Source organism: Lentzea sp. NPDC003310, from assembly GCF_040610935.1.
Taxonomy (GTDB): domain Bacteria; phylum Actinomycetota; class Actinomycetes; order Mycobacteriales; family Pseudonocardiaceae; genus Lentzea.
In genome coordinates this window covers 1-16,501 of the sequence record NZ_JBEXNC010000014.1, presented here as the reverse complement: position 1 = coordinate 16,501, position 16,501 = coordinate 1, and the positions used below count along the sequence as shown (strand labels likewise).

General features: G+C 70.0%; 14 protein-coding genes. 9 read left to right on the top strand and 5 right to left on the bottom strand.

The features are described from left to right. Position 1 precedes the first annotated feature (1 nt). Positions 2–619, top strand: coding sequence for a DUF3710 domain-containing protein (locus ABZX02_RS27735; RefSeq protein WP_355302180.1), 618 nt, complete (start codon positions 2–4; stop codon positions 617–619). Here the strand turns inward: ABZX02_RS27735 and ABZX02_RS27730 are convergent. Further along, positions 616–1,272 carry an alpha/beta hydrolase gene (locus tag ABZX02_RS27730; RefSeq protein WP_355302178.1) on the bottom strand — a complete coding sequence of 219 codons (657 nt, stop codon included), beginning with the start codon at positions 1,270–1,272 and terminating at the stop codon, positions 616–618. The two genes, ABZX02_RS27735 and ABZX02_RS27730, sit on opposite strands and share 4 nt — an antisense overlap. A 69-nt stretch (positions 1,273–1,341) precedes the next feature. Here ABZX02_RS27730 and ABZX02_RS27725 point away from each other — a divergent pair, with 69 nt between their 5' ends. Both ABZX02_RS27725 and ABZX02_RS27720 read left to right on the top strand, forming a co-directional pair. Further along, positions 1,342–1,722: an OB-fold nucleic acid binding domain-containing protein gene (locus ABZX02_RS27725; protein ID WP_355302176.1), complete on the top strand. Its 381-nt coding sequence runs from the start codon at positions 1,342–1,344 to the stop codon at positions 1,720–1,722. Further along, positions 1,719–2,501 (top strand): DUF3159 domain-containing protein, encoded by a 783-nt coding sequence (locus ABZX02_RS27720; RefSeq protein WP_355302174.1) that lies wholly within the window; start codon positions 1,719–1,721, stop codon positions 2,499–2,501. Before ABZX02_RS27725 ends, ABZX02_RS27720 begins: the two co-directional genes overlap by 4 nt. A gap of 66 nt (positions 2,502–2,567) precedes the next feature. Here the strand turns inward: ABZX02_RS27720 and ABZX02_RS27715 are convergent, their stop codons facing one another. From ABZX02_RS27715 to ABZX02_RS27700, 4 genes are all read right to left on the bottom strand, one after another. Then, positions 2,568–4,028: a ricin-type beta-trefoil lectin domain protein gene (locus ABZX02_RS27715; protein WP_355302172.1), complete on the bottom strand. Its 1,461-nt coding sequence runs from the start codon at positions 4,026–4,028 to the stop codon at positions 2,568–2,570. 49 nt (positions 4,029–4,077) lie between these two features. Continuing rightward, complete coding sequence (locus tag ABZX02_RS27710) at positions 4,078–6,612, bottom strand: LuxR C-terminal-related transcriptional regulator (RefSeq protein WP_355302170.1); 2,535 nt, start codon at positions 6,610–6,612, stop codon at positions 4,078–4,080. A 250-nt stretch (positions 6,613–6,862) separates the two neighbouring features. Beyond that, the gene (locus tag ABZX02_RS27705; RefSeq protein WP_355302169.1) at positions 6,863–7,519 is read right to left on the bottom strand and encodes a TrkA family potassium uptake protein; all 657 of its coding nucleotides are present in this window, start codon (positions 7,517–7,519) and stop codon (positions 6,863–6,865) included. Continuing rightward, positions 7,519–8,181, bottom strand: coding sequence for a TrkA family potassium uptake protein (locus tag ABZX02_RS27700; RefSeq protein ID WP_355302168.1), 663 nt, complete (start codon positions 8,179–8,181; stop codon positions 7,519–7,521). Before ABZX02_RS27700 ends, ABZX02_RS27705 begins: the two co-directional genes overlap by 1 nt. Positions 8,182–8,263: 82 nt before the next feature. Between ABZX02_RS27700 and ABZX02_RS27695 the strand changes: the two genes are divergently transcribed. The 6 genes from ABZX02_RS27695 (at position 8,264) to ABZX02_RS27670 (ending at position 16,156) form a co-directional block, all read left to right on the top strand. Next, positions 8,264–10,249 (top strand): APC family permease, encoded by a 1,986-nt coding sequence (locus ABZX02_RS27695; protein WP_355302167.1) that lies wholly within the window; start codon positions 8,264–8,266, stop codon positions 10,247–10,249. Further along, positions 10,246–11,436 carry a class I SAM-dependent RNA methyltransferase gene (locus ABZX02_RS27690; protein WP_355302166.1) on the top strand — a complete coding sequence of 397 codons (1,191 nt, stop codon included), beginning with the start codon at positions 10,246–10,248 and terminating at the stop codon, positions 11,434–11,436. Before ABZX02_RS27695 ends, ABZX02_RS27690 begins: the two co-directional genes overlap by 4 nt. 62 nt (positions 11,437–11,498) lie before the next feature. Beyond that, positions 11,499–13,403: a 1-deoxy-D-xylulose-5-phosphate synthase gene (dxs, locus tag ABZX02_RS27685; protein ID WP_355302165.1), complete on the top strand. Its 1,905-nt coding sequence runs from the start codon at positions 11,499–11,501 to the stop codon at positions 13,401–13,403. A 232-nt stretch (positions 13,404–13,635) separates the two neighbouring features. Then, positions 13,636–14,277 carry an SPFH domain-containing protein gene (locus tag ABZX02_RS27680; RefSeq protein WP_355302164.1) on the top strand — a complete coding sequence of 214 codons (642 nt, stop codon included), beginning with the start codon at positions 13,636–13,638 and terminating at the stop codon, positions 14,275–14,277. A 64-nt stretch (positions 14,278–14,341) separates the two neighbouring features. Continuing rightward, on the top strand, positions 14,342–15,025 hold the full coding sequence (locus ABZX02_RS27675) for a response regulator transcription factor (RefSeq protein ID WP_285647383.1): 684 nt from the start codon (positions 14,342–14,344) through the stop codon (positions 15,023–15,025). A gap of 3 nt (positions 15,026–15,028) precedes the next feature. Next, positions 15,029–16,156: a HAMP domain-containing sensor histidine kinase gene (locus ABZX02_RS27670; RefSeq protein WP_355302162.1), complete on the top strand. Its 1,128-nt coding sequence runs from the start codon at positions 15,029–15,031 to the stop codon at positions 16,154–16,156. The last annotated feature ends 345 nt before the right edge of the window (positions 16,157–16,501 follow it).

Sequence of the window (16,501 nt, the reverse complement as noted above, 5' to 3'; positions counted from 1 at the left end):
CATGTTCGGAAGGCGCCGCAAGCGCGGTCGTCACTCCTCGGGCGCGGTCGACACCGGCCCGGAGCACGACGAGACGTTCGACGAGGACGTCGACGGACCGTGGGACTCCACGGTGGCGCCCCACGACGACGTGCAGCGGCTGGACCTGGGCTCGGTGCAGCTGCCGATGCCCGACGAGGCCCAGCTGCAGGTCGAGATGGACCAGCAGAACGGCTCCGTGCGCGCCGTGCACGTCCTCACGGCCGTGGGCCAGCTGACGGTCAGCGCGTTCGCCGCGCCGAAGTCCGGCGGTCTGTGGCGTGAGGTCGGCACCGAGCTGATCGACGGCCTCAAGGAGGACGGCGCCCGCATCAACCGTGAGAACGGCGAGTGGGGCGAGGAGATCACCGCGCGCAACCAGGGCGTGCAGATCCTGTTCGTCGGCGTCGACGGCCCGCGCTGGATGCTGCGCGGTGTCGCGGCGGGTCCCGAGGAGCACTTCGAGCAGAACTCCGCGGCGCTGCGCGAGATGATCCGCGGCACCGTGGTCGTGCGCGGCGAGCAGCCCATGCCGCCCCGCACGCCGCTGCCGGTCGAACTGCCGGAGGCGATCGCCCGGCACATCCAGCAGCAGGGCTAACGGGCCTGCTGCCACGCCTGCACCGCACGCCCGAGCGCGTGCGGGTAGGCGTCGAGCGTCGTCGTGACGAGCACGGCGCGGGGGAGGGCGTCGGCCCAGGCCCGCGCGACCTCGATCGGGTGCACCGGGTCGTCGGTGCACCCGACGATCCCCGTCGGCACGTCCAGCGACCTCAGCTCGTCGAGCGTGGGCGCGAGCGACCCGGCGGCTTCTTCGAGGTGCGGCACGAGCAGGTCGCCGTAGCCGTGCCACGCCCTCGTCAGCTCGTCGTGCAGCCAGCCGGTCGTGCCGGCCAGCGCCGTCGTGAGGCCCTGCGACCGCACGATCTCGGCACTCGCCCTGGCCGCGAGGGCCGCGGGGGCGCCGTCCGGTGCGCCGGTCCACGCCGGCAGTGCCAGCACCAGGCCCGCGCACCGGTCCGGGTTGGCGACGGCCCACCGCGCGGCGACGTGCGCGCCGAGAGAGACGCCGCCCACCACGATCGGGTGGCCTGCCGGGGCATTTTCGAGTGCCGTCAACCGTTCACGGAGTGTGCGGACACGTGGTGCGGTGAGAACGGCGCCGACCTGCGACAACGGCTCGGCGAACACGGAACGGACGAACACCTCGTCAGAGGCGGTTCCGGGCAGCAGGAGAACGGTCTCGGCAGGCACACCGGGGATTGTCGTCGCCCGTGCGTACCCTCACTGTCAGACGGTCCACACCACGGGGCCACCAGAGCAATGCAGGAGTCGGGGATGAGCGGCTATTGGCGCCGCTTGGTGCGTCGCTTGACCAGCGACGTCACCGAGCTCGACGCGGACGACCTGTCGCGAAAAGCGGAGGCCGTCGGCGCGGTGAAGGCCTGCGACTGCAAGTCCGGTGAGGAGGTCACCGTCCTCGGAAGGCTCCGCAGCGTGGAGCTCTGCCCCCGGGACGCGGCCGCCACCCTGGAAGCCGAGCTCTACGACGGCACCGAGGGCGTCACCCTCGTCTGGCTCGGCCGCCGTCGCATCGCGGGCATCGAGCCTGGTCGGACGATCAAGGTCCGTGGCCGCATCGCCGTGCGCAACGGGCGCAAGGTGCTCTACAACCCCTATTACGAGTTGCAGAACGCTTCATGACTTCAGTCAAGACCGAAGAAAAGCAGCCCACCGTCCTCGAGCAGATGGGCGGCGTGAGCGGAATGCTCTACTCGTCGCTGCCCGTCCTGGTCTTCGTGATCGTCAACTTCGCGACCAAGAACCTCATGGCCGCGATCATCAGCTCCCTCGCCGCCGCCCTCGTCATCGGTGTCGTCCTCGCCGTGCGCAAGGGCACCATTCAACCTGCGATCTCCGCCGTCTTCGGCGTGGGCATCGCGGCGTTCATCGCCTACAAGACGGGCGAGGCGAAGGGTTTCTTCCTCTTCGGCATCTGGCAGAGCGTCGTGTACGGCAGCGCGTTCCTGCTGTCGATCATCGTGCGCTGGCCGCTCGCCGGCGTGATCTGGACGTTCCTCAACGGCAGAGACCGCTCCTGGCGCGACGACAAGGCCACGGTCCGCGACTACGACATCGCGACCTTCGTGTGGGCGCTCGTCTTCTTCGCCCGGTTCGTGGTCCAGCGCTGGCTCTACGACGAGAACCAGGTCGGCTGGCTCGCGGTCGCCCGCCTCGGCATGGGCTACCCGCTGATGGCCATCGCGCTCCTCGCCACGGTCTGGGCGGTCCGCCGCGCGGACAAGCGCCTCAAGGCGGCCGAGGAGGCCGCCGAGGCTCGGGCCAAGGAGGAGGCCGAGGCCCGGTCCGAAGCTGAAGCCGAGGAGGTCCTCGCCCGCACGGCCGACGACCTGCTGACCCCGGACATGGACGAGCTCAAGCGCGTCGTCGACGCGGAGTCCCGCGACAGGTCCAGGGACTGACCGCAAGCGGAACAGGGCCGGTACCTCCACGACGGAGGTACCGGCCCTGTTCGCGTGTGGGGCGGGTCAGACCGCGATCGTCCACTTCTGTGCGACCGTGCCGTTGCACTCGTGCAACTGCAGCGGAGTGAAGTCGGAGGTGTCGCCGTACCGGAGGTCGAGGCACTTGCCCGACGGCGGGTTGAGGATCGAACCGTCGTCGCGCGGCAGCCACCGCTGGCCCGGGGTGCCGCCGCAGTCGAAGATCTCGATCAGCGTCCCGGTCACCGTGCTGTCACCGGCCACGCCCATGCAGCGGGCCGCCGTCGTGATCTTGCCGTCCGCCGGGCGCCACTGCTGCGCCGCCGTGCCGTTGCAGTCGTGCAGCTGCAGCTGGTTGCCCTCGGTGGCGTAGGCGCCGGGCAGGTCGAGGCAGCGGCCGAACGCCTGCAGCGTGCCGAACGCACCCGTCCACCTCTGCGCGGCCGTGCCGTTGCAGTCGTGCAGCTGCATCGGCGTGCCGTTGGCGTTGACGCCGTTGGTCACGTCGAGGCACTTGCCCAGGGCGCGGAACGACCCGTCGGGGCCCGCCGTCCAGTTCTGCCTCGGGTCGTCGACGCAGGTCGCCAGCTGGATCTTGGTGCCGTTGGCCGTGGCACCGCCCGCGACCTCGACGCACTTGTTCTGCAGCTCGATCATGCCGCTGGTCGCCACCACCCAGTTCTGGGTGCCGCCGACGTTGCACGAGTGGTACTGCACCGGGTTGCCGTTCAGCAGCCTCGCGTAGACGTTCTCGACGCACTTGCCGGCCGGGCCCGTGATCGTCCCGGCGGGCACGACGTCGATGGTCTGGCGGATCCACGGCGCGATGTCGTCGACGCGGGCCTGCGTGCCGCCCTGCCGGGTCTCGGTGACCGTGAGGCACCCGTGCTGCCACGACGTCGAGGTGATGCCGGCGAGCTTGCCGTCGAGCAGCGTCGGGCCGCCCGCGTCACCCTTGCAGGTGTCCTTCCCGGTCGGGCTGGTCATCGCGAACGTGGCCGAGCCGAGTGCCCCGACGGTGAAGGGCGCGATGCCCGCCTTGTCCGGCACCCACGTGTCGGTGGTACGGCCGTACCCGATGACCTGCACCGACGCGCCGCTCGCCGGTGCCGTGGTGGCGAGCGGCAGGAACGGCAGGTCGATGACCGGGATCGACAACTTCACCAGTGCGACGTCGCGGTCCGCGCGCGGGACGACCTTCGTCGCCTTCTGCACGCGGCCCGCTGTGCCCGTGAGGTCGCCCCGGCCGACGGTGAGCGTGGTCGGTCCGGTCGGCACGCCGTTCGCGTCGTGCGGCACGCAGTTCTTGGCGGTGAGGACCCACAGCGGCGCGACCAGGCTGCCGGTGCAGGCACCGGCAGGGCCCTGGATCTTCGCGACGTAGCGGTGGGCGTCGTTGCCGACGGTGGTGCCACCGCCGACGGCGCTCGCGGCGGTGCCGGCGAGAACGAGCAGGGCGGAGGCGAATACGCCGATGGACGCGCGTCTGTACGACGGTGATCTCATTTGTGTTCCCCCAGGTCCACGAAACCTTCCGTCGGGATCGTAGCCGCAATCAGCTCGTGCCGAGGACGGTGCGAAGTTCCTCACGACCGGTAACGCCGAGGACGCCGTAGATCGCGTGCAGGTGGTTGTCGACGGTGCGCTTGGACGTGTGGAGGCGCTCGGCGATCTGCTGGTTGGTGAGCCCGGACGTGGCGAGGTGCGCGACCTCGGCCTGGCGCCGGGTCAGGTGCGTCAGGCCGTCGGTGCGCAGGACCGGGGTGCGGGCGCCGTCGAAGTCATGCGTCAGCAGGGCCTGCCGAGCGGACGTCCGGGAGGCGGCGTGGAGGTTGCCCCGCGTTCGGTGCAGGCGGGTGGCGGCGGCCAGGGCCTCGGCGGCGTGGAGGGTGGCGCCGAGTTGCTGGAAGGACGTGGCGGTGGCCTCCAGTGCCGATGGTGACGCGTGCGCGAGGGCGGTGGCGTGCGCCGCGTACGCCGCTGTCATCGGGTCGTCCATCGTGGCCGTGAGGGCTGTCAGGCGGTGTGACGTGTTCAGACCTAGGCGGGCTGCGTCGTGCAATGCCATGGCCTCGCTGCCGTGTGCGCCTAGGGAGGCGCATTCGTTTGCGGCTGCCATAGCGGCGTCGGCGGCGGCCTTGGTCTGGCCTGTCGCGGCCAGGACCCAGGAACGCGTGACCGAGACCGTTGTTCCTGCCAGGCGCCAGGCTGGACGGCGGGCCTGCTCGGCTCTGGCCTGGGCCTGCTGCGCCAGCGTGGTGTCGCCGGTGAGTGCCGCCGAGGCGGCGAGGTTGGCCAGGGCGATGGCGTCGAAGATCAGTGGTGTGGTCGAGGACTTCGGGGTGCCTTCGCGGGCCAGGCGCAGGGCTTGGGTGCCGTTGCCGCGCATGCGCGCGCAGAACGACAGGACGCTGTAGAGCGATGTCGCGCCGGTGAAGGCCAGTTCGTCGAACGGTCGGTCGTACATCGTCAGCGCGAGGGCTTCTGCCTCGGCGAGACGGCTGGCGAACGCTAGTGCGAAGCAGCGCATGCGTAGGGCGCCGTCGTCTGGGGTTGAGTCCACGGGCTCGTAGGCGGCTATCTCGTCCGTTACCTCGCTGTAGCGGCCCGCGTGCAGGAGGCACAGGGCTCTGGTGCGTTGCATGTGGACGGACAGATGAGGTGCTACGGGTTGGTGGGTGCGTTCCAGGACTGTTGCGACGTGGGTGTGTTGGGCGTCGAGGATGACTCGGACGACCTGCAGCCACTCGCGGGCGTCTCCGGTCAGGGACGGGGTGTCCGCGGCGTCGAGCGTCTTGGTGGCGGCGTCCGCGTCGGCCAGGCCGAAGTGCAGGTTCATCGCGCGGGTGGCGGCCAGGCGGCTGAGGTCCTCCGCCGAGAGCGGGGCGGCCATCACGTCGGCGAGGGTCGTTTCGGCCCGGGCGGGATCGTGGCCGTGCATGAGCACCTGGCCGAACACGTGGCCGACGCGGTTCAGGCCGCCTGCCTCGACGGCGCCGCGGCAGAGGCGTTCGGCGAGCGCCGCGTCTCCTGCCGCCCAGGCTTGGTCGGCGGCCGCGGCGAGCAGGTCGACGGAGATGGGGGAGCCGCTGTCCAGGCGCCACGTGGCGATGCGCATGGGGTCCTCGCGACGGCGTGCGCCCGTTGCTTCCAGTGCGGTGGCCAACGCGCGTTGGTGCGACCGTGCGCGCAACGTCGGGCATGTGGTGCGGAGCAGGCTTCCGTACAAGGGGTGCCCTAGGCGCACGACCGTGCGACGGCCCGATGCCTCTACACGGATGAGACTGCGTGTCTCCAGGTCGTCGAGCACCTCCTCGCGCACCACTGACGCCAGCAGGTCGAGTTCCGCCGGCTCGGAGTAGGCCAGCAGTTCGAGGGCGTGCCGGTGGGGCGGTTCCAGGCGGCCGAGGTTGGTCCGCACGAGCTCGCCGAGGCGTCCGGCCAGGTCGATCTCGCCGTGCCACGCCCAGATGCCGTCGTCGGCGCGCCACGCCCCGATCGCCCGGCCCGACACGACGAGTTCCCTGAGGTACAACGGGTTTCCCGCGCTCACGGACCACAGCAGCGCCGCCGACCGCGTGTCCACCGGACCGTTCAGCGCGCGTTCGAGCAGCAGGTCCGACTCTGCGCGCGACAGGTCGCCGAGCGGGTAGCGGCGGAGCAGGCCCTCCTGCCACAGTTCGGTGCGCTCACCCGGTCGCGAGGTCACGAGCACCCGTGCGTGTCCGTGCCGGATCACGTGGTGCAGCAACGCGATGGAGGCGTCGTCCAGCAGATGCGCGTCGTCCACCACGATGACCAACGGCTGCCGTTCGGCCAGCAGGTGCTCCACGGCGCGACCGAGCGGGTTCGCGGAGCGCAGGTCCGCGGGCAGCATCGCGGCCATCGCGCCGAACGGGATCGCCGACGTCGCCACCGTCGCGTAACAGCGACGCACGACGAGACCCGCGTGCTCCAGCCGTGCGACGACCTCGTCGGCGAGCCTGGTCTTGCCCACTCCGGCGGGTCCGACGAGCGCGGCGCCGCCACCCGAGGTGAGCGTGGACAGCACGTCCTCGACCTCGCGCACCCTGCCCACGAACGGCCACACGACGCGCAGTGTGCCCAAGGTCCGGCACGCCGCGCACATCGTTTTACGCGCCGTGGCCGAACAGCCGTGCGGCGCTCTCCCCGTTCGTCAGCCCGGTCACGGTCCGCTCCGGTGCCGGCGCCGTCGGTCACCGCGCCCGCGGCTACGAGTTCCCTGAGGTGCAACGGATTTCCGCGGCGCTCGCCCGGCGCAAATGAGCGCTTCCACGGCGCGGATGCCCGGCAGACCGAGCCTGCCGGGCGACGCCGGCCTAGTAGCCCAGAGCGGTCTTGATGTCCTGCTCGACCGCGGCCGTGGTGACGAACAGGAGCTCGTCGCCGCCCTCGAGGGTGTCGTCCGGCTGCGGCACGATGACCCGCCCGCCGCGCAGGATCGTCACCAGGGCGGCGTCCCGCGGCAGCGTCAGCTCCGACACCGCGCGGCCGGCGAACGGCGTCGACTCGTCGAGCGTGATCTCCACGAGGTTCGCCTGTCCCTGCCGCAACGTCAGCAGCCGCACGACGTCACCGATCGTCACGGACTCCTCGACCATCGCCGCGAGCAGTCGTGGCGTCGACACGGCGACGTCGACGCCCCACGACTCGGTGAACAGCCATTCGTTCGTGGGGTCGTTCACGCGCGCGACGACACGACGGACTGCGAACTCCGTCTTGGCGAGCAGCGACACCACGAGGTTGACCTTGTCGTCACCGGTCGCGGCGATCACCACGTCGCACAGCTGCATGCCGGCGTCTTCCAAAGAGGACAGTTCGCAGGCGTCGGCCTGCACCCACTCCGCCTGCTCGACGGAGTTGGGGTCGAAGTGCGCCCGGTCCCGCTCGATCAGCATGACCTGGTGCCCGTTCGACACGAGCTCCTGCGCGATGGACCGCCCGACGGCGCCCGCACCCGCGATCGCGACCCGCATCAGCTCTCCTCCGGTGCCTGCAGCGCCGCCGCCGCGACGTCGGTGATCGTGCCGGACAGCGCCGCCACGTAGATGGTGTCGTCGGCCTGCACGACGGTCTTCGCGTCGGGCAGCACGCCCGTGCCGAAGCGCATCACGAACGCCACGCGCGCGCCGATCGCGTCCTCGAGCTCGCGCACCGGCCGGCCGACCCACGCCTCGGAGACCTCGATCGGCAGCACGGCCACGGTGCCGGACGGATCGCGCCACGCGGTCGACGCCCCTTCGGGCAGCAGCATCCGCAGGAACCGGTCGGTCGACCACGGCACGGTCGCCACGGTCGGGATGCCCAGGCGCTCGTAGACCGCCGCGCGCTTGTGGTCGTAGATGCGGGCGACGACGTGCTCGACGCCGAACGTCTCGCGGGCGACCCGCGCCGAGATGATGTTGGAGTTGTCGCCGCTGGAGACCGCCGCGAACGCGCCCGCGCGCTCGATGCCCGCCTCGATCAGGACATTGCGGTCGAAACCGTTGCCGATGACCTGCTGTCCGTGGAAGTCGCTGCCCAGCCTGCGGAACGACTGCGACTCCTTGTCGATCACGGCGACCTGGTGGTCGAGACGCTCGAGGGCCCTGGCCAGGGAGGCTCCCACCCGGCCACACCCCATGATCACCACGTGCACGACATGCCTCCTCAGGCGAACTCTCCGCAGAACCTACCCAGCATTAGCCCGTCCCGGTGAGCGGACCCCTTACGCTCTGGCCGTGTCCAAGCTCGCCACCGCTGCCAAACGCCTCCTGGTCGGCAGGCCGTTCCGCAGCGACCGCCTCGCTCACACCCTCCTGCCCAAGCGCATCGCCCTCCCCGTCTTCGCCTCCGACGCCATGTCGTCGGTCGCGTACGCGCCGGAGGAGATCTTCCTGATGCTGTCGGTGGCGGGCCTGAGCGCCTACGCCATGGCGCCGTGGGTGGGGGTCGCGGTCGTCGTGGTCATGCTCACCGTGGTCGCCAGCTACCGGCAGAACGTGCACGCCTACCCGTCCGGCGGCGGCGACTACGAGGTCGCGACGGTCAACCTCGGGCGCAGAGCGGGGCTCACCGTGGCGAGCGCCCTGCTCGTCGACTACATCCTCACGGTCGCGGTGTCGATCTCGGCGGCCGCGGCGAACATCGGCTCGGCCATCCCGTTCGTCGCGACCCACAAGGCGGAGTTCGCGGTCGCGGCCATCGTGCTGCTGACCGCGGTGAACCTGCGCGGCATCCGCGAGTCCGGCAGCGCGTTCGCCGTCCCCGTCTACGCGTTCATGATCGGCGTCTTCGGCCTGATCGGCTACGGCCTGTTCCGCGGGTTCGTCATGGGCGACGACATGCGCGCCGAGAGCTCGGGCCTCGAGATCCACGCCGAGTCCGACCACCTGATGGGGCTCGCGTTCGTGTTCCTCGTGCTCCGTGCGTTCTCATCGGGCTGTGCGGCGCTCACGGGCGTGGAGGCGATCAGCAACGGCGTGCCCGCGTTCCGCAAGCCGAAGTCCCGCAACGCCGCCACCACCCTGCTGCTGATGGGCGGCATCTCGGTGGTCATGCTGATGGGCCTGATCATCCTCGCCCAGCTGACCGACGTGCGGATGGCCGAGTTCCCCAAGCAGCAGATCACCAACGCCCCCGAGGGCTACGAGCAGAAGACGATGGTCGCGCAGATCGCGCACGCCGTGTTCGACAGCTTCCCGCCGGGCTTCTACTTCATCGCGGGCGTCACCGCGCTCATCCTCGTGCTCGCCGCGAACACCGCGTTCAACGGCTTCCCGGTGCTCGGCTCGATCCTCGCCCAGGACCGCTACCTGCCCCGCCAGCTGCACACCCGCGGCGACCGGCTCGCGTTCTCCAACGGCATCCTGTTCCTCGCCGGGTTCGCGGTCGTGCTGGTGATCGCGTTCGACGCCGAGGTCACCCGGCTGATCCAGCTCTACATCGTCGGCGTGTTCGTCTCGTTCACGCTCAGCCAGCTCGGCATGATCAAGCACTGGCAGCGGCTGCTCAAGACCGAGACCGACGCCCAGACGCGCACCAGGATGCGGCGCTCGCAGGCCATCAACACGTTCGGTCTCGCGCTGACCGCTACGGTGCTGATCATCGTGCTCATCACGAAGTTCACCAAGGGCGCGTGGATCGCCATCGCCGCGATGGCCGCCATCTACGCGTTGATGACCGCCATCCGCAAGCACTACGACACCGTCGCCGAGGAGCTGCGCAAGCAGGAGCGCGTGCGCACGATGCCCGCGCGCAACCACGCGATGGTCCTCGTGTCCAAACTGCACATGCCCACCCTCAGGGCGTTGTCCTACGCGAAGGCCACCCGCCCGGACGTGCTGGAGGCCGTCACGGTCAACGTCGATGACGGCGACACCCGCCGGCTCGTGCAGGAGTGGGAGAAGGAGAACTTCAAGATCCCGCTCAAGGTGATCGAGTCCCCCTACCGGGAGATCACCAAGCCCGTTCTCGACTACGTCAAGCGCGTCAAGACGGACAACCCGCGCGACGTTGTTACGGTGTTCATCCCCGAGTACGTGGTCGGCCACTGGTGGGAGCAGCTCCTGCACAACCAGAGCGCGTTGCGGCTCAAGGGAAGGCTGCTGTTCCAGCCGGGTGTGATGGTGACCAGTGTGCCGTGGCAGCTCGAGTCGTCGGTGAAGGTCAAGGACAAGGACGTCATCGCGCCCGGCGCTGTCCGAAGGGGACTTGACGACCGATGAGCTGGGTTGGCTCGAAGTTCGAAGTGGAAGTAGGACCTGTCGCACACGGCGGGCATTTCGTCGCACGGCACGAGGGGCGCGTTCTGTTCGTGCGCCACGCACTGCCTGGCGAACGCGTCGTGGCGTCGGTGTACGAGGACAACGGTGGCTCGTTCTGCCGTGCGGACGCCGTGGAGGTCCTGGAGCCGTCACCGGACCGCGTCGCGGCGCCGTGCCCGTTCAGCGGGCCGGGGATGTGCGGCGGCTGCGACTTCCAGCACGTGTCGTGGGACGCCCAGCGGGAGCTCAAGGCCCAGGTCGTCCGCGAGCAGCTGGCCCGTCTCGCCAAGATCGAACGGGACGTGGTCGTCGAGGCGCTGCCGGGCGGCCCGCTGGAGTGGCGGACCCGCATCCGGATGGCCGTCGACCGCGACGGACGGCCGGGTTTCCGCGGCACCCGTTCCCACGATGTGATCCCCGTCGACCACTGTGTGATCTCCCGGCCGGGCATGGTCGAGGCCGTGGCCGACCGGCGGTGGCGGGCCCAGGAGCTCACGATCGTCCAGGACGGTGACGGCACCCGTCATGTGGGTGAGGTGCGCGGCCGACACACCGCGCGCCGCGCCGGAACAGGTACGGCTGTCGAGATCGCCGCCAGCCGAAAGTGGCGAATTTCGGCCGACGGCTTCTGGCAGGTCCACCCGGCCGCCGCCGACACGTTCGCGACGGTCGTGGGGGAGTGGGCCGCGGCCGAGCCGGGACAGCGCGCGTGGGACCTCTACGGCGGTGCGGGGCTCTTCGCCTCCGTGCTCGGCCGTCAGGTCGGCGAAAGCGGATCCGTGCTGGTCGTGGAGTCCTTCCCCGGTGCTGTGGAGGACGGCCGGCGCAACCTGCGCCGCATGTCCCAGGTGGAGTGGGTGGCGGACAAGGTCGAACGCGCCGTGACGCGTCGTCTGCCCGTGGAAGACCCTCACGTCGTGGTTCTCGACCCCCCTCGCAAGGGGGCGGGCAAGGTCGTTGTGGCTGAAGTCGCACGACGCCGCCCGCAGCGGGTCGTCTACGTGGCGTGCGACCCCGCCGCCCTCGCCCGTGACCTGGCCGAATTCACAGTTCAGGGGTACCGGCTCGCGGACCTCCGGGCGTTCGACGCGTTCCCGATGACGCACCACATGGAGTGCATCGCCCTGCTCGTACCTGAGACCGGCTGACAGGTCGTCTCAGTCGCGTCTCCGTAGACTGAGCCGAAGTCTTCAGGAGTGAGGTGGGCGTGGTGACCCTGCTGGAGTCCGTGCACGGACCAGCTGATCTGAAACGGATGGACGAGGCGCAGCTGTCGCAGCTGTGCGAGGAGATCCGGCGTTTCCTGGTCGACAAGGTGTCCAAGACGGGCGGACACCTGGGCCCGAACCTGGGGGTCGTCGAGCTGACCGTGGCACTGCACCGGGTCTTCGACTCGCCGCAGGACCCGATCGTGTTCGACACCGGACACCAGTCGTACGTCCACAAGATCGTCACGGGCCGCCGCGACGGGTTCGACAAGCTCCGCCAGCAGGGCGGCATGTCGGGCTACCCGTCGCGGTCGGAGTCCGAGCACGACGTGCAGGAGAGCTCGCACGCCTCCACGGCGCTGTCGTACGCCGACGGCCTGGCGAAGGCGAAGCAGATCAACGGCGCGCACGGCCACGTGGTCGCCGTCGTCGGCGACGGCGCGCTCACCGGCGGCATGTGCTGGGAGGCGTTGAACAACATCGCGGCGGACAAGAACCGCCCGGTCGTGATCGTCGTCAACGACAACGGCCGCTCGTACTCGCCGACGATCGGCGGTCTCGCGGACCACCTGTCGTCGCTGCGGCTGCGCCCCGGCTACGAGCGCGTGCTGGAGAAGGGCAAGAGCGCCCTGCAGCAGACCCCGATCTTCGGCAAGCCCGTCTACGCCGCCCTGCACGCCGCCAAGCGCGGCATCAAGGACGCGCTGGCGCCGCAGGCGATGTTCGAGGACCTGGGCCTCAAGTACATCGGCCCGGTCGACGGCCACGACCTGGAGACGCTGGAGTCCGCACTGCAGCGCGCCAAGTCGTTCGGCGGCCCCGTGATCGTGCACGCGGTCACCCGCAAGGGCATGGGGTTCGCGCCGGCCGAGAACCACGAGGCCGACCAGATGCACGCCACCGGCGTCATCGACCCGATCACCGGTGAGGACGTCAAGCCGTCCGGCAGGACGTGGACGCACGTGTTCTCCGACGCCCTCGTCGACGTCGGCCGCGAGCGCTCCGACGTCGTGGCGATCACCGCCGCGATGCAGGGGCCGACGGGCCTCGACCCATTCGCCAAGGCGTTCCCGGAGCGCTTCTTCGACGTCGGCATCGCCGAGCAGCACGCGATGACCTCCGCCGCGGGGCTCGCGCTCGGCGGCCTGCACCCGGTCGTGGCCGTCTACGCGACGTTCCTCAACCGGGCGTTCGACCAGCTGCTGATGGACGTCGCGCTGCACAGGCAGGGCGTCACCATCGTGCTGGACCGCGCGGGCGTCACCGGCCCGGACGGCGCGTCGCACCACGGCATGTGGGACATGTCGATCCTCGGCGTGGTCCCCGGCATCCACGTGGCCGCGCCGCGTGACGCCGGATCGCTGGTCGAGGAACTGCGCGAGGCCGTCGAGATCTCGGACGCGCCGTCTGTGATCCGCTACCCGAAGGCCTCGGTCGGCCCGGACCTGCCCGCGTTGGAACGCGTGGGTGCCGTGGACGTTCTTCGGCGGTCGGGCAACGACGTGCTGTTGGTGACCGTCGGCGCGTTGGGCGAGCTCGGTCTCGAGGCCGCGCAACGGCTGGAGGACCAGGGCATCGGCGTGACGGTCGTCGACCCGCGGTGGATCTACCCGATGTCCACGGACCTCGTGGAGATGGCCGCGGCGCACAAGCTCGTCGTGACCGTCGAGGACGGTGGCCGCCACGGTGGCTTCGGCTCCTCTCTCGCGGCGGCGTTGCGTGACGCCGACGTCGACGTGCCCTTGCGCGACATCGCGTTGCCGCAGGAGTTCCACGACCACGGCTCCCGTGGCGAGGTCCTCGCGCTGTGCGGCATCACGGCACAGGACGTCGCACGGCGCGTGACGGAGTGGGCCGCGCGCCTGGAATGCCTGCCCGTCGAAATTGACGAGCACGCGGAGAAGTAGGTCGGCTAACCTCCACCCCGACGGTGTTCGTTCTTGCGGCCCAGCAGGTTTACCTCGCTCGGGTCCCGCGTTCTGCGAGCGCCTTGGCGCCCTGTAACGGCACCAGGTTCAAACCCTGAACGCCACGACCCCGGTCGCACACGGGGGCGACGAGCCTTGAAGGTCCTTTCCGGACTTCCGCTCCGAGCCCCGCCGACCGGGGTCGTGGTCTGTCCGGGTGGAGGTGGAGACGATGAAGCACACGTTGTACCCGTGGGAGCGGGCAGTCCAGTTCGATCGTGGCGTGCTGGTGGGTGAGGTCGAGCCCGGCGAGCACAAGTTGCCGCGACGCGTCGTGCTGCACCGCGTCGACCTTCGGCCGCGCACGATGACTCCGGCCGCACAGGACGTGCCGACCGCGGACAGCGTGCTGGTCCGTGTGACCGTGGTCGTCCGTTGGGCCGTGTCCTCGGCCACGACGTTCGTGGTCGCGGCCGCCCGTCCTGAGGATGAGCTCTACACGGCCGTGCAGCTGGCATTGCGCGGTGCGGTGGTCACGCGCGCACACTCGGCCATCGACGCCGAGCGTGAGGCGATCGCCGCCGAGATCGCCGCAGCTGTGGCCGCCCGTGCGGAGGAACTGGGCGTGACGGTCTCCGAGGTGGCGGTCCGCGACGTGGTCATGCCTGGTGAGCTGCGGCGTGCCGCGCTGGCCGAGCTCGTGGCGGCGTCCGAGGGACGTGCGGCGCTGGAGCGGGCCCGCGGGGAGACGGCGGCGCTGCGGTCGTTGCTCAACGCGGCACGCCTGGCCGAGGAGCACCCGGCGTTGCTGGAGCTTCGCGCACTTCAGGCTGCCTCGACGGTCGTGGTCGATCGGCCTGCACGGAAGTCGTAGCCGAAAAACAGCCTGTGAAGGTGTCGTTAAGTGCTTTCTCAGGTGCGTGTGGCACCTTTGAGGCGTGCGGATTCTGGTAGTCGAGGACGAGGCGCCTCTGGCCGACGCGATCGCTCGCGGCCTGAGGCGCGAAGGTATGGCCGTGGACGTCGCCTACGACGGCGAGACCGGGCACGAGAAGTCGACCGTCACGCGGTACGACGTGGTTGTGCTCGACCGCGACCTGCCCGGCATGTCCGGCGACGAGCTGTGCAAGGAGATCCTCAGCTCCGGCGCGCTCACCAGGGTCATGATGCTGACCGCCAGCGGCTCCATCGAGGACCGTGTCTCCGGCCTCTCTCTCGGTGCCGACGACTACCTCGCGAAGCCGTTCGCGTTCCCCGAACTGGTCGCGCGCGTACGGGCGCTGGCCCGGCGCGCGACTCCGGCCACACCGCCCGTGCTCGCCGCACAGGACGTGGAGCTCGATCCGGCACGACGCACCGTCTCGCGCGGTGGCACGCCCATCGAGCTCACGCGCAAGGAGTTCGGCGTCCTCGAAGTGCTGCTCGCGGCCAAGGGATCGGTCGTCAGCAGCGAGGAACTGCTCGAGCGCGTGTGGGACGAGAACGCCGATCCGTTCACCACGACCGTGCGCGTCACCGTGATGACGTTGCGCAAGAAGCTGGGCGAACCGGGCATCATCGACACCGTCGTGGGCTCCGGGTACCGGGTGCCGAGTGCTTCGAACGGATCTGCTGAGGACTGACCTATGCGAAGGCGCGGACCAGGACTGCGTCTCCGGATCACCCTGCTCACCACCGCGCTCGTCGCGCTGGTGAGCGCTGTCCTGCTCTTCCTCGGGTGGACGCTGGTGGGCCGGGTTTTCGACTCGTCGCCGTCGTTCCCGTCCGACAGCCAGGTGACGGTGGACGGCGTGACCGTCACGGTGAAGGTGCTGACCGACGCGTTGACGGTCGCCGCACGGCAGGACCTGCTGCGCGCCGGCCTCATCGCGTTCGCGTGCATGGTCGTAGCTGCTGCTGTCCTGGCGTGGACGTTCACCGGGCGCGTGCTGAAGCCTCTGCACGATGTGACAGGTGCTGCCCGTCGGCTGTCCGCGGAGTCGTTGGGCTCGCGGTTGCGCCTGGAGGGGCCACGCGACGAGGTCGCGGAGCTCGCGGACACGTTCGACGCGATGCTCGACCGGTTGGAAGCCGCCTTCGACTCGCAGCGTCGGTTCGTGGCGAACGCATCGCACGAACTGCGCACTCCTCTCTCGGTGGTGCGCACGGAGCTGGACGTGACTCTCGCCGATCCGGACGCCGACGTCGAAGAGCTGCGGCGCATGGCCGGTGTCGTGCGGTCGGCGGGGGAGCGTGCCGAACAGTTGGTGTCCGCGCTGCTGCTGCTCGCGCGCACGGACGGGATCGGGCTTGCGGTGCGTGAGCCGGTCGACCTGTCCGCTGTGGTCGAGTCCGCGTGGAGAGCCGCACGGGCCGAGGCCGAGGCACGCGACCTGCGCACGGTGTTCCGGTGCGTGCCGGCGCTCGCCGTCGGGGATCCCGCACTGCTGGAGCGGATCGCCGGCAACCTGCTGGAGAACGCCGTCCGCCACAACCACGTGGGCGGGTGGATCGAGACCGTGGTGGAGACCGGGCCGCAGTGGTCGGTGCTGCGGGTGTCGTCGTCCGGCCCGATGATCCCGCCGGACCGCGTGGAAGAGCTGTTCGAACCGTTCCGCCGCGGGGTCAAGGACCGGACCAGCCAGTCCGGCACAGGCCTCGGGCTGTCGATCGTGCGCGCCGCGGTGGCCGCCCACGGCGGGTTTGCGCAGGCAGTGGCTGTGCCGACCGGTGGTTTGTCCGTCACCGTGCACCTGCCGAGCGCACCCCACTAGCCGTGGATACGAGATTTCTAACGTGGCCCCGGTCACACTGCGCGTCGATCTTGGCCTGTTTGGGCCGTCCGCGTGGCGCCTGACCTGCGGTTACTCCGTACGGGACCCCCGATTTGGATCTCGCAGGGCGCCCGTGTAAATTTCTCTCTGCCAGCGCGGAACGGGCCGGGAAACAGACCGGAACGGAGCGCGGCGAAAGACTTCTAAGCCTGACACAGCCCCGGAAGTGACTCTCTTCGGAGAAGAGCTGCGGTGAGCGCGTGTTCTTTGAGAACTCAACAGCGTGCCGAAACACAGCCAGTAATATGAATACCCCTCGTCGGGGTATTCCTTTGAGAGTAATAC

Coding starts and splice junctions, on each gene's coding strand:
- ABZX02_RS27670 (WP_355302162.1), top strand. CDS start 15,029: ATGCGAAGGCGCGGACCAGGACTGCGTCTCCGGATCACCCTGCTCACC.
- ABZX02_RS27680 (WP_355302164.1), top strand. CDS start 13,636: ATGAAGCACACGTTGTACCCGTGGGAGCGGGCAGTCCAGTTCGATCGT.
- ABZX02_RS27725 (WP_355302176.1), top strand. CDS start 1,342: ATGCAGGAGTCGGGGATGAGCGGCTATTGGCGCCGCTTGGTGCGTCGC.
- ABZX02_RS27690 (WP_355302166.1), top strand. CDS start 10,246: ATGAGCTGGGTTGGCTCGAAGTTCGAAGTGGAAGTAGGACCTGTCGCA.
- ABZX02_RS27735 (WP_355302180.1), top strand. CDS start 2: ATGTTCGGAAGGCGCCGCAAGCGCGGTCGTCACTCCTCGGGCGCGGTC.
- ABZX02_RS27705 (WP_355302169.1), bottom strand. CDS start 7,519: ATGCGGGTCGCGATCGCGGGTGCGGGCGCCGTCGGGCGGTCCATCGCG.
- ABZX02_RS27720 (WP_355302174.1), top strand. CDS start 1,719: ATGACTTCAGTCAAGACCGAAGAAAAGCAGCCCACCGTCCTCGAGCAG.
- ABZX02_RS27715 (WP_355302172.1), bottom strand. CDS start 4,028: ATGAGATCACCGTCGTACAGACGCGCGTCCATCGGCGTATTCGCCTCC.